Source organism: Rhizobium sp. BK098 (assembly GCF_014193155.1).
Taxonomy (GTDB): Bacteria; Pseudomonadota; Alphaproteobacteria; order Rhizobiales; family Rhizobiaceae; genus Rhizobium.
The window spans coordinates 478,416-499,351 of the sequence record NZ_JACHYY010000002.1; the positions used below are offsets into that span (position 1 = coordinate 478,416).

General features: G+C 60.3%; 18 protein-coding genes. 12 read left to right on the top strand and 6 right to left on the bottom strand.

The features are described from left to right. Window positions 1-120 precede the first annotated feature (120 nt). Window positions 121-1,461 carry a glutamine synthetase family protein gene (locus FHT73_RS07215; RefSeq protein WP_183710597.1) on the top strand — a complete coding sequence of 447 codons (1,341 nt, stop codon included), beginning with the start codon at window positions 121-123 and terminating at the stop codon, window positions 1,459-1,461. Between the two features lie 5 nt (window positions 1,462-1,466). Here the strand turns inward: FHT73_RS07215 and FHT73_RS07220 are convergent, their stop codons facing one another. After that, window positions 1,467-2,414 carry a diacylglycerol kinase family protein gene (locus tag FHT73_RS07220; RefSeq protein ID WP_183710599.1) on the bottom strand — a complete coding sequence of 316 codons (948 nt, stop codon included), beginning with the start codon at window positions 2,412-2,414 and terminating at the stop codon, window positions 1,467-1,469. 319 nt (window positions 2,415-2,733) lie between these two features. On the opposite strand from FHT73_RS07220, the gene FHT73_RS07225 reads away from it, so the two are divergent. Continuing rightward, complete coding sequence (locus FHT73_RS07225) at window positions 2,734-3,951, top strand: MFS transporter (protein ID WP_183710601.1); 1,218 nt, start codon at window positions 2,734-2,736, stop codon at window positions 3,949-3,951. Here FHT73_RS07225 and FHT73_RS07230 read toward each other — a convergent pair. Then, a complete protein-coding gene (locus FHT73_RS07230; protein ID WP_183710603.1) occupies window positions 3,916-4,320 on the bottom strand; it encodes a helix-turn-helix domain-containing protein in 405 nt (134 codons plus the stop codon). The two genes, FHT73_RS07225 and FHT73_RS07230, sit on opposite strands and share 36 nt — an antisense overlap. Before the next feature lie 104 nt (window positions 4,321-4,424). Here FHT73_RS07230 and FHT73_RS07235 point away from each other — a divergent pair, with 104 nt between their 5' ends. Continuing rightward, a complete protein-coding gene (locus FHT73_RS07235) occupies window positions 4,425-5,438 on the top strand; it encodes a zinc-binding alcohol dehydrogenase family protein (protein WP_183710605.1) in 1,014 nt (337 codons plus the stop codon). Between the two features lie 353 nt (window positions 5,439-5,791). Continuing rightward, window positions 5,792-7,165 (top strand): magnesium transporter, encoded by a 1,374-nt coding sequence (gene mgtE, locus FHT73_RS07240; protein WP_183710607.1) that lies wholly within the window; start codon window positions 5,792-5,794, stop codon window positions 7,163-7,165. Between the two features lie 50 nt (window positions 7,166-7,215). Here the strand turns inward: mgtE and FHT73_RS07245 are convergent, their stop codons facing one another. Continuing rightward, a complete protein-coding gene (locus tag FHT73_RS07245; protein WP_112414572.1) occupies window positions 7,216-7,689 on the bottom strand; it encodes an Lrp/AsnC family transcriptional regulator in 474 nt (157 codons plus the stop codon). Between the two features lie 144 nt (window positions 7,690-7,833). Between FHT73_RS07245 and FHT73_RS07250 the strand changes: the two genes are divergently transcribed. Then, window positions 7,834-8,748: a DMT family transporter gene (locus tag FHT73_RS07250; protein WP_183710609.1), complete on the top strand. Its 915-nt coding sequence runs from the start codon at window positions 7,834-7,836 to the stop codon at window positions 8,746-8,748. Window positions 8,749-8,832: 84 nt separating this feature from the next. Here FHT73_RS07250 and FHT73_RS07255 read toward each other — a convergent pair whose 3' ends face one another. Next, window positions 8,833-9,360 (bottom strand): GNAT family N-acetyltransferase, encoded by a 528-nt coding sequence (locus tag FHT73_RS07255; protein ID WP_112607475.1) that lies wholly within the window; start codon window positions 9,358-9,360, stop codon window positions 8,833-8,835. A 6-nt stretch (window positions 9,361-9,366) separates the two neighbouring features. Further along, entirely contained in the window at window positions 9,367-11,031 is a 1,665-nt protein-coding gene (locus FHT73_RS07260; RefSeq protein WP_112607477.1) for an electron transfer flavoprotein-ubiquinone oxidoreductase, read from the bottom strand. Between the two features lie 291 nt (window positions 11,032-11,322). Between FHT73_RS07260 and FHT73_RS07265 the strand changes: the two genes are divergently transcribed. The 7 genes from FHT73_RS07265 (at window position 11,323) to FHT73_RS07295 (ending at window position 19,872) form a co-directional block, all read left to right on the top strand. After that, the gene (locus FHT73_RS07265; protein WP_112335652.1) at window positions 11,323-12,111 is read left to right on the top strand and encodes an SDR family oxidoreductase; all 789 of its coding nucleotides are present in this window, start codon (window positions 11,323-11,325) and stop codon (window positions 12,109-12,111) included. A 424-nt stretch (window positions 12,112-12,535) separates the two neighbouring features. After that, entirely contained in the window at window positions 12,536-13,771 is a 1,236-nt protein-coding gene (locus FHT73_RS07270; RefSeq protein WP_112335651.1) for an efflux RND transporter periplasmic adaptor subunit, read from the top strand. Then, on the top strand, window positions 13,768-16,887 hold the full coding sequence (locus tag FHT73_RS07275) for an efflux RND transporter permease subunit (RefSeq protein ID WP_183710611.1): 3,120 nt from the start codon (window positions 13,768-13,770) through the stop codon (window positions 16,885-16,887). Before FHT73_RS07270 ends, FHT73_RS07275 begins: the two co-directional genes overlap by 4 nt. 217 nt (window positions 16,888-17,104) lie before the next feature. Further along, a complete protein-coding gene (locus tag FHT73_RS07280) occupies window positions 17,105-18,394 on the top strand; it encodes an Hsp70 family protein (protein ID WP_183710613.1) in 1,290 nt (429 codons plus the stop codon). Between the two features lie 54 nt (window positions 18,395-18,448). Next, on the top strand, window positions 18,449-19,324 hold the full coding sequence (locus tag FHT73_RS07285) for a uracil-DNA glycosylase (RefSeq protein ID WP_183710614.1): 876 nt from the start codon (window positions 18,449-18,451) through the stop codon (window positions 19,322-19,324). A 140-nt stretch (window positions 19,325-19,464) separates the two neighbouring features. Then, complete coding sequence (locus FHT73_RS07290; protein ID WP_041677312.1) at window positions 19,465-19,656, top strand: hypothetical protein; 192 nt, start codon at window positions 19,465-19,467, stop codon at window positions 19,654-19,656. A gap of 60 nt (window positions 19,657-19,716) precedes the next feature. Beyond that, window positions 19,717-19,872, top strand: a complete 156-nt coding sequence (locus FHT73_RS07295) for a hypothetical protein (RefSeq protein WP_183710616.1) — start codon at window positions 19,717-19,719, stop codon at window positions 19,870-19,872. A 9-nt stretch (window positions 19,873-19,881) separates the two neighbouring features. Here FHT73_RS07295 and FHT73_RS07300 read toward each other — a convergent pair whose 3' ends face one another. Continuing rightward, window positions 19,882-20,739, bottom strand: a complete 858-nt coding sequence (locus FHT73_RS07300) for a hypothetical protein (RefSeq protein ID WP_112335647.1) — start codon at window positions 20,737-20,739, stop codon at window positions 19,882-19,884. Between the last annotated feature and the right edge of the window lie 197 nt (window positions 20,740-20,936).

The window sequence follows — 20,936 nt, forward strand, 5'->3', positions numbered from 1 at the left end:
CGAACCCTCTTTGAATTGGCATTTGTCAGGCAAGTCCACCGACGCCGCGACGCAGCCGGACTTGACTGCAAGCTATCTTGGTTTACGACCATGCCGTGAGCATCGGGGATTTACAAGAGCATGGCGACCGACAACGCAACCGAAGGTAACGCGCGCATCGAAGTGCTGATCTCGGACATGAACGGCCGGCTCAGAGGCAAGCAGATCCCGATTTCAGCCGAAAAGAAGGTTTGGTCCGGCGCCGTGCGGCTGCCGACCTCGACGCAATCGCTCGATATCTGGGGTGACGACAATGACGAGATCACCGGGCTTTCGATGACGATCGGAGATCCGGACGGGACCTGCGTCGCCGATCAGCGCACGCTCGCCAACATGCCCTGGGCGCCGCCGGGATCGAAGCAGGTGCTCGCCACCATGCATGAGCTTGACGGCAGCCCGAGCTTTCAGGATCCGCGCGCCATTCTTGCGGCCGTGGTCGATCGCTACAAGACGCTCGGCCTGACACCCGTCATCGCGACCGAGCTGGAATTCTATCTGCTTGCCGGAGACTGGCGCGACAGAGGCATCCCCTCGCCACCGGCTACCCTGACCTATCAGGGCGAGCCCAACGGCTTTCAGCTCTACGACATGGATGCCGTCGATCTCCTTGACGATTATCTCGAAACGCTACGCGCCTACGCGCGGGCGCAGGGCCTGCCGGCAGACGCAACGACGGCGGAATTCGGCCCAGGCCAGTTCGAAGTCAACCTGCTGCATCGCCCGGACGCGCTGGCGGCCGCGGATGACTGCATCATGCTGAAACGTGTGGCCGAGCAAGCCGCCCGCAAGCATGGCCTGAAATCGACCTGCATGGCCAAGCCCTATACCGATCATGCTGGCTCAGGGCTGCATGTGCATGCCAGCATCGTCGACGCTCAAGGGCGCAATGTCCTTGATGCTGCGGGCTGTGAGCCGAAGAGACTGAAGTCGATCTGCGCGGGGCTGCTACAGACCTTGCAGGATGCGCAGCTGATCTTTGCATCCTATGCCAATTCCTACCGCCGCTTCCAGCCGGGCTCGTTTGCCCCGGTCGATCTCACCTGGGGCTTCGGCCACCGCGGAACGGCCGTGCGCATCCCCGAAAAGGACGGGCCGGGCGCGCGCATCGAGCACCGCGTCGCCGGCGCCGATGCCAATCCGTATCTGATGCTGGCGGCGATTCTGGGCGGTATGTTGCTGGGCCTTGAGAACGACCTCGATCCCGGTGAGGAGACGACGCCGGCTTACGTGCCGGCCGATGCGCCCAAGCTGACGCATGACTTCCTGACGGCCGTCGAGCGCTTCCGCGCCTCGGCCTTCATCGCCGACATTTTCGGCGAGCGGTATCAGAAGCTCTATGGCGAGACGAAGCATAAGGAAGCGCTCAGCCACCTGCGCACGGTTTCCGATTTCGATTACAGGACCTACCTACCCCGCCTCTGAATCCATCAGATAGCGACGCTGTCGATTGCGCCTTCGCGCGCAACGCTGGCGGCCGTCCCTTCCCGCACCATCACCTTGAGCTCGCCCGGATGCACCTTGAGCGTCACATCACGCTCGAGGGGCAGCAACTCGCCATCCATGACGCAATTGGCAAGCTGGCGCAGCTTCGGGAAGTGCAAATGCACCTCCGGCGCGTGCATGACCATGACATCGGCATTCTCGCGAACCCGGCCGCGCAGCATATCGATGGCAAGTCGTGCGACGCCGAGCGGGCGCAGTGGCTTTGCCATGTAGAAGCCCAGCTCACCGCTGCGCAGGCTATCGGCATACAGCAGCGCATTTGCGCCGAAGGGATTGTTGGAGACGGAGATTGCCGAAACATGCCGGCGTTCGCGAATGCCGCCGGCTTCGAAGTCGACGTCGAATTCCGGCGGATTGGCGATGACGCCGAAGGCCGCGCGGGTGCTGGCCGACATCTTTCCGATGCGCGAGCGATAAGTATAGCCATTGCGATAGCGGACCATGCGCGCATGCAAGCCCGCTGAAAACTGATGAATGAAAGCGCGACCGTTGGCGCTACCGATATCGACATTGTCGACCTCACCCGTCGCAAGAACGTTCAGCGTCTGCCATATGTCGAGCGGCAGGCGCAAAGAACGGGCGAAGAGGTTCATGGTACCGGCCGGAATGACGCCGAGAGCGACTCCGTTTTTCCAGGCAATGGCCGCAGCCGCCGAAATGGTGCCATCGCCGCCACCCGCGACAATCCCGTCAATATCATCACGACGCGCAGCACGCTCCATCGCCGAGACGACATTGCGCCCCTCGACGACAATAGCTTCGAAATCGTGACCGGCGTCGCGGAAGACCTGTTCCGCTTTCTTTTCATAGGCAGCCATGTCAGTCGTGCGGAACGTTCCGCCATCGCGATTGAAAAAGCCGATCAACTTCATTGGGGGCTCTCGGTCTTTCCGCAAATTGTATCAGGGGCTGAGGCCCCGCGCGCTTCTTCTCAGATGGTTTTGGATGGAACGATTTCAAGCGTTATAGCCGTTTCGCCGATATCGACTGCAGCACACTTATGCGCGATCCGACATGCTGCACTGCAAAAAACGCACGCGACAGATGCGCTCCGGTCATTGATAGTATCAACGAGGCATGTCCGTGCCTCGCCAGTCCCATATTCCAGTTTGATGCACTGAACGCCGCACAACCGGAGTTTACCGTCTGATTCGCAGCATGTGATCTTCGTATGGCGCCCAAGGAGTTTTCGTGAGCGATATTGCCGTCGAGGCCCTCGACACCCAAACCGCCCTGGAAGCGCCGTCGCGCACCGCGATCGCGCTGGTGACTTTGGCGTTGGCCGTCGGCAGCTTCGGTATCGGCACGGGTGAATTCGTCATCATGGGACTTCTTCCGAATGTGGCCGACACCTTTGCCGTTACAACCCCAGAAGCGGGCCATGTCATCAGCGCCTATGCGCTCGGCGTCGTCGTCGGTGCGCCCATCGTTGCCGTGCTTGCCGCCAAGATGGCGCGCCGCACGCTGCTCCTCTTGATGATGGCGATCTTTGCCGCCGGCAATATTTCCAGCGCCTTTGCGCCGACCTTCGAAAGCTTCACGGCGCTTCGCTTCATCACCGGCCTGCCGCATGGCGCCTATTTCGGCGTCGCGGCACTCGTTGCCGCCTCGATGGTGCCGGTGCATCGCCGCGTGCGCGCCGTCGGCCAGGTCATGCTTGGCCTAACGATCGCGACGCTGATCGGCACGCCGATCGCCACCTTCCTCGGACAGCTTCTGAATTGGCGCGCAGCCTTCATGATGGTCGGCGCCATCGGCCTCGCCACCATGCTGCTGATCGCCCTCTTCCTTCCCAAGGATAGGGTCGAGGAAGGCGCCAGCATCGCCCGTGAACTCGGTGCGCTGAAACGCATCCAGGTCTGGCTTTCGCTCGGCGTCGCTGCCGTCGGCTTCGGCGGCATGTTCTCGATCTTCAGCTATGTCGCGACGACGACGACCGAGGTCGCCGGCCTCGGTACCGCCATGGTGCCGGTCGTGCTGGCTCTCTTCGGCATCGGCATGAATGTCGGTAACATCGTCGGTTCGCGCCTCGGCGACATCTCGATCAAGGGCACGATCGGCGGCATGATGATCTTCAATATCGTCATCATGACGCTCTTCTCGCTGACGGCAGCCAATCCCATCATGCTCTGCATCTGCGTCTTCCTGATCGGCTGCGGCTTTGCAGCCTGCCCGGCCGTGCAGACGCGGCTGATGGATGTGGCCGCGGATGCGCAGACGCTGGCCGCCGCCTCCAATCACTCCGCCTTCAACATCGCCAATGCGCTCGGCGCCTGGCTGGGCGGGCTGGTGATCTCCTGGGGCTTCACGGCTGCGGCCACCGGCTATGTCGGCGCAGTACTTTCCGTTGCCGGTCTTGCCGTCTTTGCCGTTTCAGTTGGCCTGGAGCGCCGCACCGGGCGCGCATGATATGCCTGGGACGCCCAGCTGCTGGCGCCCGTCATGGCAAAATACATTCTCCTCACCCCACACGGCCATCGCCTTGATGATCGGCCCCAGGCTGGCGCCAAGCGGCGTCAGCGCATACTCGACGCGAGGCGGCACCACCGGAAAGACGGTGCGTGACAGCAGCCCGGATTCTTCCAGTTCCCGCAGTTGCTTGGTCAGCATGCGCTGCGTCACCGATGGCAGCTTGCGGCGGATTTCGTTGAAGCGCAGCGTTCCCTCCATGAGGTGAAACAGAATCACGCCTTTCCATTTGCCGTCGAGCACGCTCAGCGTCGCCTCGACCGGGCAACCTGGAAAATTTCCGACGAGCTTGGAGCGGGGAACCGACATCGACAGTATCCTTTTTGTACCTACGTACAGAAATTGTGCATTCTTGCGCCTCTTAAGGATAATGCGCATCTAGCCTCTGTGCAACCAACCCAGGAGCTTCTCCCATGCGCGCAGTCGCCTACAAGCAGCCACAACCCATTTCCGCAGAGACATCGCTGATCGACATCGAGCTGCCGACACCCGAGGCAAAAGGCCGGGACCTGCTGGTCGAAGTGAAGGCGGTTTCGGTCAATCCGGTCGATATCAAGGTCCGTGCCAACGTTGCCCCGCCAGAGGGAGAGTACAAGATCATTGGCTGGGACGCCGCGGGCATCGTCAGGGCGGTCGGGTCCGAGGTCACCATGTTCAAGCCTGGAGACGAAGTCTTCTATGCGGGCGCCATCAATCGCGGCGGCGCTAACGCTGAATTCCATCTGGTCGACGAGCGCATCGTCGGCGCCAAACCGAAAAGCCTGAATTTTCCGGCCGCTGCCGCTTTACCGCTGACCTCGATCACGGCCTATGAAACGCTGTTCGACCGGCTGAAGGTGCAGGATCCGGTTCCCGGCGCGGCCAATGCCATTCTCATCATCGGCGGCGCCGGCGGCGTCGGATCGATCGCCATCCAGATCGCCCGCGCGCTGACCGATCTCACCATCATCGCGACAGCATCCCGCCCGGAAACGCAGGCCTGGGTGAAGGAATTGGGCGCCCATTACGTCATCGATCATTCGAAGCCGCTTGCGCCGCAGATCGAGGCGCTCGGCATCGGCGCCCCCGCCTTCGTCTTCTCGACGACCAACACCTTGGATCATATCGCCTCGATCGCGGAGGCCATCGCGCCCCAGGGCCGGTTCGCCCTCATCGACGATCCGAAAACGCTCGATGTCGTGCCCTTCAAGTGGAAGGCGGTATCGATCCATTGGGAGATGATGTTCACTCGCCCCCTCTACAACACTGCCGACATCATCGAGCAGCACAAGCTGTTGACGAAGATCGCCGAACTGGTGGATGCCGGCAAGATCAGGTCGACGCTGACCGAGACCGCCGGCACGATCAATGCCGCCAATCTCAAGAAGGCGCATGCCCTCGTCGAGACCGGCAAGATGAAGGGAAAGGTCGTTCTGGCCGGTTTCTGAGTACCAATATTCACGACAGATCAGGCCGGGCGAATGTCGTCCGGCCGCATTGTTTTAACGCATTGGCACCAGGTTTTGTTGCATCGCAAAAATTTGCAGCCGCCTAAACAAATTTTTATCGCAGGATCGAGCGTTTAGGCACGTCCGCCTCTTGACTTTTTATGCCTTCGGCGCGACTTCTCCGCACATGGGGAACAGCGTTTTCCATACCGATTAACCGGAGCCATCTTTCGATGCCTAGCGACAGTAGTAGTCGATTGCCTTTGCCGTCAGTAGCATTCGTGCACTAACCGACTCCTGTCGGCTCGCCACGATCCGCTACGACGGCGGATCGACCGGAAAGGCGAGCTATAATGAACATCAACAGCTTTCCCATGCGGGCCGGCAATGCCGCTCGCGCATTCATCAATAACAATCGCGCCGTCACCATCGCGGAACGTGTCGAGGCTCTGAACGCAACAGACGTGGCAGAGGCTGCCCGCATTCTCGCCAAAATGCCGGAAGAGCGCGCCGTGCGCATTCTCGACCGGCCGGAACTGCGCAACGCACCTGCCATTCTCGAAGTCATGGGCAATGCGGATGCCGCACGCCTGCTGCATGGCATGTCAAACGACCGCGTCGCCGACGTGCTGCTCGAAATGGATGTCGACACGCGCGCCCGTCTCTTCGCAACGTTCGACGAGCATGCAAGGCAGGCGATTCAGAGCCTGATGGGCTATCCGCCGCGCACGGCCGGCGGCATCATGACGACGGAATTTGTCAGCGTTTTCGCGAGCTGGACCGTGGCCCAGACGCTCGACCACGTTCGCCAGGTCGAGCGTTCCCGCGAAACGGTCTATGCCATCTATGTGCTCGATGACGAAACGCACGTGCTGCTGCATGTCGTGACGCTGCGCCGTCTCATCACAGGCGAGCCGGATGCCTGCATCCTGACCGTGGCCCAGAAGGGTGTGCCGGTCACGGCACCGCCGCTGATGAAGCAGGAGGACGTCGCCCGCCTGATCCGCCGCCACGATCTGCTGGCGCTTCCTGTTATCGACGACAAGGGCCACATGCTCGGCATCGTCACGGTCGACGACGTCATCGATACGATGATCGCCGATACCACCGAGGACGCCCAGAAGTTCGGCGGTATGGAAGCTCTCGGCCAGCCCTATATGAAGATCAGCTTTGCGGGCATGATCCGCAAGCGCGCCGGCTGGCTCGCAGCCCTCTTTCTTGGCGAAATGCTGACGGCAAGCGCCATGCAGCACTTCGAAGGCGAATTGGAAAAGGCTGTCGTGCTGACGCTCTTCATCCCGCTGATCATGAGCTCGGGCGGCAATTCCGGCTCGCAGGCGACATCGCTCATCATCCGGGCGCTGGCGCTCGGCGAACTCAAGCTCTCGGACTGGTGGCGCGTGGCCTTCCGCGAGCTGCCGACGGGCATCGTGCTCGGAGCGATCCTTGGCCTTGTCGGCTTTGCCCGCATCGTGCTCTGGCAGAATATCGGCCTCTTCGACTACGGCCCGCATTGGCAGCTGGTCGCCCTTACGGTTTTCGCTGCCCTCATCGGCATCGTCACCTTCGGCTCGCTCGCCGGCTCGATGCTGCCATTCGTCTTGCAGAAGCTGCGGCTCGATCCGGCCAGCGCCTCGGCGCCCTTTGTCGCGACGCTGGTCGATGTCACCGGCCTGGTGATCTATTTCTCCGTGGCATTGCTGATCCTCAGCGGCACGATGCTCTGAGGATAATCAAACTCTCATCGTAAAGGGGCTGGCGACGGCCCCTTTTTTATTTATTCCGGCACTGGCAGCTTCAACGCACCATTGGTTTTGATGGTGCGGATTGCAAAGTTCGAACGCAGGTCCACCACGCCGGGAAGAACAAGCAGCTTTTCCGACATCACCTTTTCATAAGCCGCAAGATCCTCCACCACGACTTCAGCCAGGAAATCGGCCGTGCCCGAAATTAGATGGCAGGCGACGACTTCCGGAATGGCGAGTAATGCTGCCTGCTGCGTCTCGGAATTCTCCTTTGAATGATGACCGACCTTGAGTTCCACGAAGACCGTGAGGCCGAGGCCGGCCTGCTTGCGGTCGATATCTGCGCGGTAGCCGCGCAAGAGCCCGGATTTTTCCAGATTTCGGATGCGCCTGAGGCAGGGAGACGGCGAGAGATTTACGCGCTCGGCAATCTCGACATTGGTGGCGCGCGCATCCTCCTGCAGGCAGTTAAGGATCGCAATATCGAATTTATCCAGCTTTGGCATTTCCGGGAAACTCAATCATGAATTTTGGCAGATCATTGCTCGTAGCATGATTTTTGAGCCATAACTAGCAAGGACATGCCTCGGCCTTCGGAGCTATCTTCTCTTCATTCGAAAGATAACCGGATCGTTGGAAAGGATATGTCGATGACCGCTTTGTCTCTCTCCACCCGCAAGGCAACCCCCACCATGGTCGGCTATGCAGGTGCCATCGTGACCGTCTTGATCTGGGCAAACTGGATTCTTGCCACCCGTCATACAGCCGAAACGCAGATGGGCACGATCGATCTCGGCCTGATCCGCTACGGCGTGCCGGCCTTGGTGCTGGCTCCTGTCTGGTGGCGGACAGGCCTGCTGCCGAAGGGCGTACCTTTGAAGCTGCTGGCGTTGATGGTCTGCGGCTCCGGCGCCCTCTTCTTCCAGCTCACCACCTTCGCCATCCAGTTCACGCCGGCATCGTCGGCCGGCATTCTGCTCGGCGGTTCCATGCCGCTGGCAGCAGCCCTGATCGGTATGGCTTTGTTCCGCGAACGGCTCGACATCACGCGCTGGCTCGGTCTTGGCGGCATCGTCGCCGGCGTCGTCATCCTGCTTGCCCGCAGCCTCTATGGCGTGCAGATTTCCTGGGAGGGCTTTACGCTGCTGCCGCTTGCCGCCCTGCTCTGGGCAACCTATACCCACGCCTTCCGCCGCTCCGGGCTGAGCGCCGTGCAGTCGAGCGCCATCATCGCCGTCTGGTCGTTCCTGATCCATGTCGCACTGGCCGCCATCTTCGGCAGCTCGCTTGCCTCGGTGCCGCTACCGGAAATCGGTCTGCAGATCGTCAGCCAAGGGCTGCTGTCAGGTCTTGCCGCCACGCTTGCCTATGGTCTTGCTGTCCAGGCTCTCGGTGGCACGCAGGCCGCAGCCTTCACCGCCATCACCCCCGTTCTTGCCACGATCGGCGGCGGCTTTCTGCTCGGTGAGGAAATCGGAATGGGTGGCATTGCAGCCGCAATCGTGACCGGCATCGGCGTTGCCCTTTCCACAGGCCTGCTCGCTCGGAAGGCCATTCAGCACTGAATCGCATCTTGCGGAGATATGGAGCGGTTCAGCGAAGTGCTGCGCCGCTCTTTCTATTTGCCCCTGCAATTTACGAAACAAGAGTCAAAATCGAAGCGCCATGGCCACACGCCTCGCCGGATCGGCACCGTGGGCAATCTCATTCTCAAGGATCTGCGTGAGAACGGCCGGCCTGTCATCGTCATTCAGTATGCGAAACCCCATCGAGGCATAGAACGGCGCGTTGAAGGCCGCTTGCCGATCTGTCGTCAGAGTGACGCCTGCGGCATTTTGAGCCCTGGCCGCTTCAATCGCAGCCTCCATCAGCCGACGTCCCACACCTCGCTTCTGCCAACGCCTGACAACATCGAGTTCAGCAATATGAACCGAGCCATCTTTCATAATGCCGGCCAGAAAGCCGAAGGGTTGATCTTCATCGTCGACGGCAACCAACAGCAAGCCTTCCGCAAGGGATTGCTCCAACACGTCGAGAGGCAGCGATGTCGGCTCGCAGGCGACCGCGCCGGCCCCATGCAGAGCCCAGAAGGCATCGATCTCGATGGCAGCGAGCAGATGCAGTTCGTCGTCCCTGGCCGAGCGGATCGTCCAGGCGCCTTGTTCGATCTCCGTCATCGCATCTCACATATTCGGATAGACCGGTCCCTCACCACCCTGCGGTGGAACCCAGTTGATGTTCTGGTTCGGGTCCTTGATGTCGCAGGTCTTGCAGTGGACGCAGTTCTGGGCGTTGATGACAAAGGTTTCCTTGCCGTCTTTTTCGACCCATTCATAGACGCCGGCCGGACAGTAGCGCGTCGACGGACCGGCGAAGACATCGTGCTCCGACGATACCTGCAACGCCATGTCCCTGACCTGCAGATGCACCGGCTGATCTTCCTCGTGGTTGGTGTTCGACAGGAACACCGAGGAGAGACGGTCGAAGGTCAGGACGCCATCCGGCTTCGGATAGTCGATCTTCTGGTGCTGGGCGGCAGGCTCCAGCGAGGCGGCATCCGTCTTGCCATGCTTCAGCGTGCCGAAGAAGGAGAAGCCGAACAGCTGGTTCGTCCACATGTCCAGGCCGCCGAGCGCCACGCCGACTGCCGTGCCGAACTTCGACCAGAGCGGCTTGACGTTCCTGACGCGCTTCAGGTCCTTGCCGATATCCGACTGGCGCCATTCGTTCTCGATCTCGATCACTTCGTCATTGCCGCGACCGGCAGCAATCGCCTCAGCGATCCTGTCCGCCGCCAGCATGCCTGATAGTACCGCATTGTGGCTGCCCTTGATGCGAGGCACGTTGACGAAGCCGGCCGAGCAGCCGATCAGCGCGCCGCCGGGGAAGGTGAGCTTCGGCACCGACTGGTATCCGCCCTCCGTGATGGCGCGCGCGCCATAGGAGATGCGCTTGCCGCCTTCGAAAGTGCCGCGGATCGCCGGATGCGTCTTGAAGCGCTGGAACTCCTCGAAGGGATAGAGATAAGGGTTCTTGTAATTGAGGTGCACGACGAAGCCGACGGCGACGAGATTGTCCTCCAGATGATAGAGGAACGAACCGCCGCCGGTCTTCATGCCGAGCGGCCAGCCGAAGGAGTGCTGCACGAGGCCTTGTCTGTGGTTCTCCGCCTTGACCTGCCAGAGTTCCTTGATGCCGATGCCGAACTTCGGCACGTCGCTGTCCCGCGCAAGATCGAACTTGGCAATGAGCTGCTTGGCGAGCGAACCGCGCACGCCCTCGCCGATCAGTACGTATTTGCCTAAGAGCGCCATGCCGCGCGTATAGTTCGGGCCGGGCTCGCCATTCTTCTCGATGCCCATGTCGCCGGTCGCGACACCGATGACGGCGCCCTCGTCATTATAGAGCACTTCGGTCGCGGCAAAGCCGGGATAGATCTCGACGCCGAGGGCTTCAGCCTTTTCGGCCAGCCAGCGACAGACGTTACCGAGCGATACGATATAGTTGCCGTGATTGTTCATCAACGGCGGCATCAGGAAATTCGGCAGGCGGACGGAGCCGGCGGGGCCTAGGAACAGGAAGTGGTCCGATGTCACCTCGGTCTTGAAGGGATGCCCCTCCTCCTCGCGCCAACCCGGCAGCAGCCGGTCGATGCCGATCGGATCGACGACGGCGCCTGACAGGATATGCGCGCCGACCTCGGCTCCCTTCTCGAGCACGACGACGGTCAGATCCGGATTGATCTGCTTCAGCCGGATCGCAGCCGACAGGCCCGCAGGACCTGCGCCGACAATCACAACGTCGAATTCCATGCTCTCGCGTTCCGGCAGCTCGCTGGCGTCTGTCATTCATCTTCTCCGCTTGGCCGGCGTCCGATGATCTCGGACCACGGCCTCATCCCCTTTGGGCGTCTTCCCCGTTTCGGTTATCTCTTGTCAAAATGGGAGGGGATTGTCGAGCCGGGAAGCGACAGGCAATCCTCCAATTCGCCCAACACGTAAAACAAGTTAAATTACTCTTACGTTAACGTCAATATTCCGCTGGTATTTGCGACCGCCTGCGAAGTGCGCCTTCCATAGTCCTCCGATGGCTCTATAAATGCCGATCAGACAATCCGAATAGCATGAAGGGTGATCAGGATGGATCTTGGTATTGGCGGAAAGCGCGCACTGGTGCTCGCGTCGTCGAAGGGGCTGGGCCATGGCATTGCAGTGGCGCTCGCCCGCGAGGGCGCGAATGTCTTGCTCTGTGGCCGAAGCGGCGACAGGCTCGAGAACAATTGCAAGGCCATCAATGCTGAAGGCAAGGGTCGGGCAGACTGGATCTGGGCCGACCTCAATGACGAGAACTTCGTGGATGTCGTCACCAAGGCAGCCATAGAGAAGCTGGCCGGCATCGATATCCTCGTCAACAATAGCGGCGGCCCCACTCCGGGGATGACGGAAGATATGACCGCCGAACGGCTGGAGACTTATTTCATCTCGATGGTGTCACGGATCATCACCCTGACCAATGCGCTCTTACCAGGCATGAAAACACAAGGCTGGGGACGTATTCTCACCGTCGCCTCCTCCGGTGTCATCGAGCCCATTCCCAATCTCGCGCTTTCCAACACGCTTCGCCCGGCGCTTGCCGGCTGGAGCAAGACGCTGGCCAGCGAAGTGGCCGCGCATGGCGTCACGGTCAACATGCTGCTGCCGGGCAGCATTGCGACCGACCGGCTGGCGGAGCTCGATACCGCGACGGCCAAGCGCGGAGGCAGGAGCCTGGAAGATGTAAGCGCCGAACGCCAGCAGCGCATCCCGGCCGGCCGCTACGGACGCGTCGAGGAGTTCGCCGCTACAGCAGCATTCCTCTGCAGCCAACCGGCAAGCTACGTCACGGGCACCATGGTTCGCTGCGATGGGGGAGCTGCTCGCTCACTATAAGGTCGCCACCGGCGAACAGTGCAGGCCCTTGCCATAGGGCCTGACAACACAATTCCGTGAGCGGCGCGACGCTTCTTTACACGCTGCAGCACGTCTGCGGAGTATAAATGCTGCCTCAGGCTGTTTTTCCTGCCGAATATTACGCAATGGCAATCAAAAAATAGTCATTTGACTGTTTGCTGCACTGCACAAACAGAACCTATTCCAAAGCTTTCCAAGCTTTAATTTTTCGCCCTCCGGAACTGTGATAAATTGCACGGCATCAGCGTTCATGAATTCGCGTAAAAAGGGACAGAATTACCGAACGTTAGCGGCGACGGCTATGTGATGAACTGCAGCGAGGCGCGTCTTTGTTGTGCGGCGCAGCAGATACACTTCACCGTCACCGCGCTTCCTGCAACAAGCCCCGACCGGTTCTTTAAATATGAAAAAACTTTGGCTTCCCCTCGGCCTTCTTGTCGTCGCAGCCCTTGCAGCATGGAGCTATCGCGACCGTATTCCTTTCCTTTCCGCCTTTGTCGATCAAGCCTCCGCAGAAACCAAAGATGCTGGAAAAGCGGCAGGCAATCAAAAGCACAAGGCGCTGTCTTCCGTCGTCAAGACGGCCGCGGTTGAGAAGAGAACTCTGCCCAACGATATTACAGCAACAGGCTCGGCTGTTGCGCAGAATACGACGACCATCGCCGCGCAGGAATCCGGGATCATTACCTCGATCGAAGCGCAGGACGGCGTGATGGTGAAGGCCGGCGACCTGATCGCCAAGCTCGATGCGCGAACCGCGCAGGCCGCCGTCGACAAGGACCAGGCGACCATAGTCAAGGATCAGGCGACGCTCGTGGCGGCGGAAGCCGCGCTCACCCGAGCCAAGAGCCTGCTCAACAATGCCGGAACGCAACAGACCGTCGATCAGGCCGTGGCGGCCCGCGATACCGCGGCGGCCGACGTCAATGCCGACAAGGCCCAGCTCGCGTCCGATCAGGTTCTCCTGGAAAACACTGAGATCCGCGCCCCTTATGACGGACGTCTCGGCAATGTCGTTCCGAGCCCCGGTGCCTATGTGACGCCGGGTACTGCCATCGTGACCATTACGCAATACAATCCGATCTACGTGCAATTCCACATGCAGGAGAATCAGCTGCGGGAATTGGAGGAAGCGATGAAGGCCGGCACGGTGCCGGTCAGCACCGTGCCGAATTCGAGCAAGGGCAAATCCCGCCAGGGCGCAGTCAGCTTCTTCGACAATTCCGTGGATACCGCCTCCGGCACCATCCTCGTCAAGGCAAAGTTCGACAATGCCAATGGCGCGATCTGGCCTGGCAGATCGGTCAACGTCGTCGTTCATCTGACCGACAACGAGCCCGTGATCGTCGCTCCGACGGTTGCGATCAGCCCCGGCCCGGATGGCTTCTATGCCTATGTCGTCAAGGACAACAAGGTTCATTTGACGCCCGTCACCGTGGAACGGCAGAATGGCAGCTTCACCGCAGTCGCCAAGGGACTTTCGGAAGGCGATCATGTCGTCACTGAAGGACAGGTGCAGCTGATCGACGGACAGACGGTCGTCGAGCAGTTCAATGACGAAAAGCCTGAGAAGGTGGCCGCCGCCAACGATCAATCGAGCCAGAAGAGCGAAACGATTTCCGTTGGAGCACAGCAATGATCCCACAATTCTGTATCCAGCGACCGGTCGCGACCACACTTCTGGCGTTGGGTGTAGTCATGGCCGGCCTCGCCGGCTATCAGCTGCTGCCCGTTGCCGCCCTGCCCCAGGTGGATTTTCCCACCATCAACGTTTCGGCACAGCTGACCGGCGCTTCGCCGCAGACAATGGCGACTTCGGTTTCCACGCCGCTGATCAAGCAGTTCGAGACCATCCCCGGCATCAGTGAAATCTCGGCCACGAACTCGCTCGGCAATACGAGCATCGTGCTGCAGTTCGATCTCAACCGCAGCATCGATGCCGCCGCGGCCGACGTTCAGGCCGCGATCTCGAATGCGACGCGTCAATTGCCCAACAATCTGACGACACCGCCGGGCTACAGGAAGACGAATCCGGCCGACGCGCCGATCATGCTGCTTGCTGTGCAGAGCGATACCATGCCGCGCAGCAAGCTGGACGAAATTGCCGAAGATATCATTTCACCGTCGCTGTCGACGCTTCCGGGCGTTGCCGAAGTGACAGTCTATGGTGCCCAGACCTATGCCGTGCGTGTCGAAGTCGATCCGGACAAGCTCTTGGCGCGCGGTATCGGGATCGATACTGTCAACACCGCCATCGTCAATGCCAACAGCCAGGTTCCGGTCGGCACTCTGCAGAACAACAAGCAGAGCATGACGCTCAATGCCAACACGCAGAATACCAATGCCGCGCAGTTCAAGTCGCTGGTCATCGCCAATCCCAATGGCGCGCCGATCCATCTGAGCGATGTCGCCAACGTTCAGGACAGCGTGCAGAACACCAATGCCGGCTCCTGGTATGACGGCAAGCAGGCGATCATTCTCGCCATCCAGCGCCAGCCGGACGCCAATACGGTCGATGTGGTCGATGCAATCAACGCCAAGCTGCCGCAGCTCCATGCGGAAATTCCGGCTTCGGTGCAGACGCATATCATGAATGACTCAGCTCAGCCGATCCGCGACGCGATCAAGGACGTCAAGTTTACCTTGATGCTGACCATCGGCCTCGTCGTGCTGGTAATCTATCTGTTCACCGGTCACGTCACGGCCACGATCATCCCCGGCCTTGCCGTGCCGTTGTCGCTGATTTCGACCTTCGGCATGATGTATGTGCTCGGCTATAGCATCGACAACATATCACTGCTGGGATTAACGCTCGCCGTCGGCCTTGTGGTGGACGACGCGATCGTCATGCTGGAAAACATATTGCGGCATGTCGAAGACGGGATGCCGGTGCTGCAGGCGGCGATCAAGGGATCGGCCGAAGTCAGCTACACCATCATTTCCATGTCCATCTCGCTGATCGCGGTGTTCATCCCGATCCTGCTGATGGGCGGCGTAGTCGGCCGTATTTTCAACGAGTTCGGTATGGTGGTTGCCATCGCTATCGTGTCTTCAGCGGTCGTGTCGCTCACGGTCACGCCGATGCTCAGCTCGCGTCTTTCGGCGGGCCATAGCCAGCCCCCCTATCCGGTACGCCTGTTCAACCGCGGCTTCGACTGGACGCAGCGCGGCTATGACAAGGGCGTCGCCTGGTGCCTGCGCAATCGCGGTTTCGTTCTCCTGAGCTTCCTCGGTTCGGTCGCGCTTTCCGTCTATCTCTTCATGGTGCTGCCGGCCAGCTTCTTTCCGACCGAGGATATCGGCCGCCTGCAGATTTCAACCCAAGCGCGTCAGGACATCTCCTATCCGGCGATGCGCGACCTACAGAACCAGGCCGCAGCACTCGTCAGGCAGAACCCAGCCGTCGACCATGTCATGTCCATCGTCGGCGGTAGTGTGCGCCAGCCGCTGAACAACGGCACCATGTTTGTCCAGCTGAAACCGAAGGAGCAGCGGGCACCGCTCGATCAGACGCTGCGTGAATTGCGGTCCAGCATCGGCACCATCGCCGGCCTGAAGGCCTATATTACGCCCCAGCAAAGCCTGCGCTTCGGAGGCCGGCAGACCGCCAGCCAATATCAGCTCATTATCCAGGCGCTGAGTGCCGACCAGACCAACCTCTGGGCCAACAAGATGCTGGACGCGATGCGCCGCGATCCGAGCTTTACCGACGTCGCCTCGGACGAGCAGAACAACGCTTTGCAGGCCAACATCGTCATCGATACCGAAAAGGCGGCACAATACGGGATTAACAACAATCAGCTGCGCACCACGCTGGAAGAAGCGTTCGGCGGCTATGACGCCGCACAGATCCAGACGACCGGCGACAGCTATGACGTTATGGTCGAATTCGACACCAGCAAGCCCTGGGACGACCAAAGGCTCCAGGATATCCACGTTGCTTCATCAAAAGGCGCGCTGGTTCCCCTGTCCGCTTTCGCTCGTGTCCAGCGCACCACCGGTCCGGTCACCATCAACCAGACGGGCCAGCTCGTGTCGACGACGGTTTCCTTCAACCTGCCGGCCGGCGAAGCGCTTGGCGATGCCACGGCGAAGATCGATCAGATCAAGAAGGACATCAACATGCCGGCGGACATCTTCACGTCCTACGGCGGTACAGCACAGATCTTCCAGCAGTCGCAGGGCAGCACGCCTTACCTGATCCTGGCTGCCGTGCTGACGATCTACGTGGTCCTTGGCGTTCTCTATGAAAGCTTCATCCATCCGCTGACCATTCTCTCCGGCCTGCCGGCTGCCGCTCTCGGCGCCCTTCTCGCCTTGAAGGTGTTCGGCTTCGATCTCTCGATCATCGCGCTCATCGGCTTGCTGATGCTGATCGGCATCGTGAAGAAGAATGCGATCATGATGATCGACGTCGCGCTGGAAACGCTGCGCTCGACAACAGACATATCGCCCGCAGAGGCCATCCATGAGGCCTGCGTGCGCCGCTTCCGCCCGATCATGATGACGACCTTCTGCGCGCTGCTCGGCGCCCTGCCGATCGCGGTCGGCGGCGGTGCGAGCTCCGAACTCCGGCAGCCGCTCGGTATCGCCGTTGTCGGCGGCCTGGTGGTCTCCCAGCTTCTCACGCTGTTCATCACACCCGTCATCTTCCTGGAGATGAATCGCCTCAACGATTTCCTTGCCCGTCTCACCAAGCGCAAGGAGGCGGACCCGCATCACAAGGATCCGCCAGCGGCCATCGCCGCCGAATAAGGTAAGCGGGCGCCAAAAGGCGCCCGTTCTTTTGCCAGTTAACCGGGTGCGGAAGGGCTGCCGGCTGACGTCGCTGCGGGCAAAAATAAAAGCATCACCCCGGCTTGAAGTTGAAGCTTAGCCATGTCATGACGCGCCCTCTTTGCGACAGGGCGCGTCAGCGTCTCATAGGGGCTTGGCCCCAATCCAGACAATTTGGACGGAAGGGAGTGCGGGCATGGCTCGGGCGCTTGGTTTCGACTTCGGCACGACGAATACGGTTCTGGCGATGGCCGATGGACCCGCGACACAATCGGTCGCCTTCAACAGCGCTGCCGGCACGGCGGACAGCATGCGCACCGCGCTCTCTTTCATGAAGGATCCGGGATTGGGCGCGGCCGCACTCAAGGTCGAAGCCGGGCACGCGGCCATCCAACAGTTCATCGACAATCCCGGTGACTGTCGCTTCCTGCAGTCGATTAAGACCTTTGCGGCGAGCGCTCTCTTCCAGGGCACGCTGATCTTCGCCAAGCGCCACAGCTTCGAAGACCTGATGGAAATCTTCGTGCGCCGTCTGCGCGCCTATGCCGGAGAGGGGTGGCCGGAGAATGTTTCGCGTATCGTTACCGGCCGGCCGGTGCACTTTGCCGGCGCCAATCCAAACCCTGCCCTTGCGACGGAGCGCTACAACACCGCTCTTGCGCGTTTCGGCTTTCCGGAAATCCACTACGTCTACGAACCAGTAGCGGCAGCCTTCTACTTCGCCCAACACCTGAAGAAGGATGCGACCGTGCTGGTGGCCGACTTCGGCGGCGGCACGACCGACTATTCGCTGATCCGCTTCGAAACCCACGGCGGAAAGCTGACGGCGACGCCGATCGGCCATTCAGGCGTCGGCATCGCCGGCGATCATTTCGATTTCCGGATGATCGACAACGTCGTCTCGCCGGCCATCGGCAAGGGCAGCTTCTTCAAGAGCTTCGACAAGCTTTTGGAAGTGCCGACCTCTTACTACGCCAACTTCGGTCGCTGGAACCAGCTCTCGATCTTCAAGACCTCGCGCGAATATGCCGACCTGAAGACGCTGGTGCGCAGCAGCCTGGAGCCGGAGAAGCTGGAGACCTTCATCGAACTCGTCGAGCATGACGAAGGCTATCCGCTCTATCAGGCCGTATCGGCGACGAAAATGGCGCTTTCGAGCGAGGAAGAGGCCGAATTCAACTTCCCGCCGCTCGGAAAGGCCGGCCGCAAGCACGTTCGCCGCGCCGACTTCGAAAGCTGGATCGCCGACGATCTCGCCCGCATCGAAGGGGCGCTGGACGACGTGCTGACCACGACGAACACATCACCCGATGCGATCGACAAAGTGTTTCTGACGGGAGGCACCTCCTTCGTGCCGGCCGTTCGGCGCATCTTCACGGAACGCTTCGGCCAGGAGCGGATCGAGACGGGCGGCGAACTGCTGTCCATCGCCCATGGCCTGGCCCTGATCGGCGAGCGCGACGATATCGCCCAGTGGACGGCCTGACATAGCGCCCACCCTGCCCTTTCGCTCGTGCGCCGCATTGGATAGAGTTCGCGCATGATTTCCGCCAGCGACCTCACACCGGCCGAACTTGCCGCCCTCCTGCATTTCCATGCGGATGCCGGAGTCGACTGGCTGCTGGAAGATCAGCCGGTGGATCGGTTTGCCGAATTCGAGGCCATGCGCGCAGCTAGACAGGGCGCGCGGGCAGCGCAGCCTCGGCCTGAAGCTACAGCACCTGCGGCGCGGCCCCAAACCGAGCGCCGCCCGGCAGCTAAGCCAGCGGCAGCGCCGCCGCGTGCGACGCCCGCCATTCCTGACGAGCAAGCTGTAGAGCAGGCCCGATTCGCCGCCGAAAGCGCGCGGTCACTCAGCGAGTTGAAAACTGCACTCGAAGCCTTCAACGGCTGCAATCTCAAGAACAGCGCACGCTCGACGATCTTTGCCAGTGGCACACCGGAGGGCCGCATCATGGTAATCGGGCCGATGCCGAGCGCCGACGACGATCGTGAGGGGGCGCCCTTTGCCGGCCGCGCGGGACAGTTACTCGACAGAATGCTTGCCGCCATCGGCCTGAAGCGCGATGAGATCCTGCTGACCAACGTCATTCCGTGGCGGCCGCCGGGCAACCGAGCCCCTTCCCCACCCGAAATCGAGATATGCCGTCCGTTCATAGAAAGGCAGATTGCTCTGGCCGAGCCCAAGGCAGTGCTTCTGCTTGGCAATTTCACCGCCCGGCACTTTTTCGGAAGTACTGAAACCATCCATGGATTGCGTGGAGAGTGGCGGGAAATAAGCGTTTCCGGTCGAACAATACCGGCCATCGCCAGCCTTCATCCCCAGGAATTACTGACCGCGCCGGTCAACAAGCGGCTAGCCTGGAGCGATCTTCTTACCTTCAAGAATTATATCGCCGCTGAAATATTAGGCTGATTCTCCCAATTACTAACGAAATATGATTATGGTCATGCATTTTTCGCATGGCAGTTCTCCTCTGTTGTGCATTGCGGAATCAATGTTGCATTGCAATATATGCTGGTGTCTTGGGAGGAATCTCGAAAGGAACCAAGGCCATGACTGCACGTTTTCGTCCTATCCACTGCGGGTTTGATACCCTGCGCCGCGCGCTGGAGCCCGTGCGCGCGTCAAATGGACATCGCAACCTCGGCATCGCTGCCAATGAGCAGATGACCGCGCGAGGCACCGGGCTGTCGGCTCGTGTGAGCCGCCCGACGACGATCTTCGCCGATTTCCGCGCCTGCTAACCGACAGGCGCGACTAGGCCAGCAATCCAGCTAAAAAGTTTGAGTATCAGGAACGACACCATGTCTTCGGGTTTGCGTCCATTCATCGCCCTGTTCGATTCCGTCGGCCATATCGGCGCGGCGGTTCGCGCCGCCGAAGAATTCGAGCGTGCGCGCAACGTCAGCAAAGACGGCACCTTCCACGCACGAAGTGCGGCAGCCAGCATCCCACTTTAAGGATCGGGATCAGCCTCGGGAGGCTGATTGCGCCCAGGCAAAGGCCTCATCGACCGCCGCCAATTTTATGGCCTGCCAGCCGCAATATTGATCGAGAAAATTGCGCGAGATCCACATCTGGGTCTTCTTGGATTCATACCAGCCGACATCGCCGCGATCAGCCGACTTGCGCAAGATACGTTGCAGATGCGTTCGCGATATCATGAAATGGGTCGCCAAAGCGCGCGCATCGACGTGACCGATATCGATCCGATCGCCCGCCTTCCCGTCGAGTTCGAGCCTCGACATGATGTAATCGACGACCAGACCTCCGGATTCCGTCCAAAGAAACAGACCGACACTCTCCGGCGGTTCGCGCCAAAGATCGGCTGCCAGGCAGGTGCGCGCCATACGCGGCTGCGCTAGGTCCAGGAGCATGGGTGAGGCAACGAGCGCGGCTGCGCGGCTGCCGTCGTCAATCAGATCGAGCGCCGCCAAATTGGCGAGATACCAACCGAACATTCCCGAATAGGCGGTTTCAGTCGGCACGTAACGCCGCGGGCGGCGAGCCGGCCCAGGTGCCAACTCCAGAAAGCGATAGGTCAACAACTCCTCGATAAAACTCAAGACCGTATTGCGGCTGGCAATGCGATAATGAGTGATGAGGTCACGCAGCGCGACGACAGTCAGCCCGGAGCGGGGATGCTCCGGATCATGTTCAAGATGGAGCGCATAGGCGGATTGGCTTAGCAGCCAGCGCTGATGTGAGGCGAGCATACGCGCAATCCTCGGACCGTTGTCGTAACGGTTACGCAATGTCTCGGAGAGAAAGCGCAAGGACGCTACGAACTTGGGATGGCGAGCAAGTTGCTCGATGGGAAAACTCAATCGGGCCTCCCTGGGCGCCCTTCTTAAAAAGCAGCAGAAAGTTGATGTTTCATTTTTATGAACAAACTTGCCGGAATCGATCATAATTCCGATATCTAATAGCATGCTATAGTTATGCAAGCTTGCCGATATCGCAAGAGGTTAAACGATAATTTACTTTAAATTATCGTTTCCTTACCGTAACGGTCAACATTTGA

What these genes read in the sequence shown, in the direction of transcription:
- FHT73_RS07220 (WP_183710599.1), bottom strand. Translation starts at nt 2,414, where the DNA reads ATGAAGTTGATCGGCTTTTTCAATCGCGATGGCGGAACGTTCCGCACG.
- FHT73_RS07250 (WP_183710609.1), top strand. Translation starts at nt 7,834, where the DNA reads ATGACCGCTTTGTCTCTCTCCACCCGCAAGGCAACCCCCACCATGGTC.
- FHT73_RS07265 (WP_112335652.1), top strand. Translation starts at nt 11,323, where the DNA reads ATGGATCTTGGTATTGGCGGAAAGCGCGCACTGGTGCTCGCGTCGTCG.
- FHT73_RS07245 (WP_112414572.1), bottom strand. Translation starts at nt 7,689, where the DNA reads ATGCCAAAGCTGGATAAATTCGATATTGCGATCCTTAACTGCCTGCAG.
- FHT73_RS07285 (WP_183710614.1), top strand. Translation starts at nt 18,449, where the DNA reads ATGATTTCCGCCAGCGACCTCACACCGGCCGAACTTGCCGCCCTCCTG.
- FHT73_RS07255 (WP_112607475.1), bottom strand. Translation starts at nt 9,360, where the DNA reads ATGACGGAGATCGAACAAGGCGCCTGGACGATCCGCTCGGCCAGGGAC.
- FHT73_RS07230 (WP_183710603.1), bottom strand. Translation starts at nt 4,320, where the DNA reads ATGTCGGTTCCCCGCTCCAAGCTCGTCGGAAATTTTCCAGGTTGCCCG.
- FHT73_RS07260 (WP_112607477.1), bottom strand. Translation starts at nt 11,031, where the DNA reads ATGACAGACGCCAGCGAGCTGCCGGAACGCGAGAGCATGGAATTCGAC.
- FHT73_RS07280 (WP_183710613.1), top strand. Translation starts at nt 17,105, where the DNA reads ATGGCTCGGGCGCTTGGTTTCGACTTCGGCACGACGAATACGGTTCTG.
- FHT73_RS07270 (WP_112335651.1), top strand. Translation starts at nt 12,536, where the DNA reads ATGAAAAAACTTTGGCTTCCCCTCGGCCTTCTTGTCGTCGCAGCCCTT.
- FHT73_RS07275 (WP_183710611.1), top strand. Translation starts at nt 13,768, where the DNA reads ATGATCCCACAATTCTGTATCCAGCGACCGGTCGCGACCACACTTCTG.
- FHT73_RS07290 (WP_041677312.1), top strand. Translation starts at nt 19,465, where the DNA reads ATGACTGCACGTTTTCGTCCTATCCACTGCGGGTTTGATACCCTGCGC.
- FHT73_RS07215 (WP_183710597.1), top strand. Translation starts at nt 121, where the DNA reads ATGGCGACCGACAACGCAACCGAAGGTAACGCGCGCATCGAAGTGCTG.
- mgtE (WP_183710607.1), top strand. Translation starts at nt 5,792, where the DNA reads ATGAACATCAACAGCTTTCCCATGCGGGCCGGCAATGCCGCTCGCGCA.
- FHT73_RS07235 (WP_183710605.1), top strand. Translation starts at nt 4,425, where the DNA reads ATGCGCGCAGTCGCCTACAAGCAGCCACAACCCATTTCCGCAGAGACA.
- FHT73_RS07295 (WP_183710616.1), top strand. Translation starts at nt 19,717, where the DNA reads ATGTCTTCGGGTTTGCGTCCATTCATCGCCCTGTTCGATTCCGTCGGC.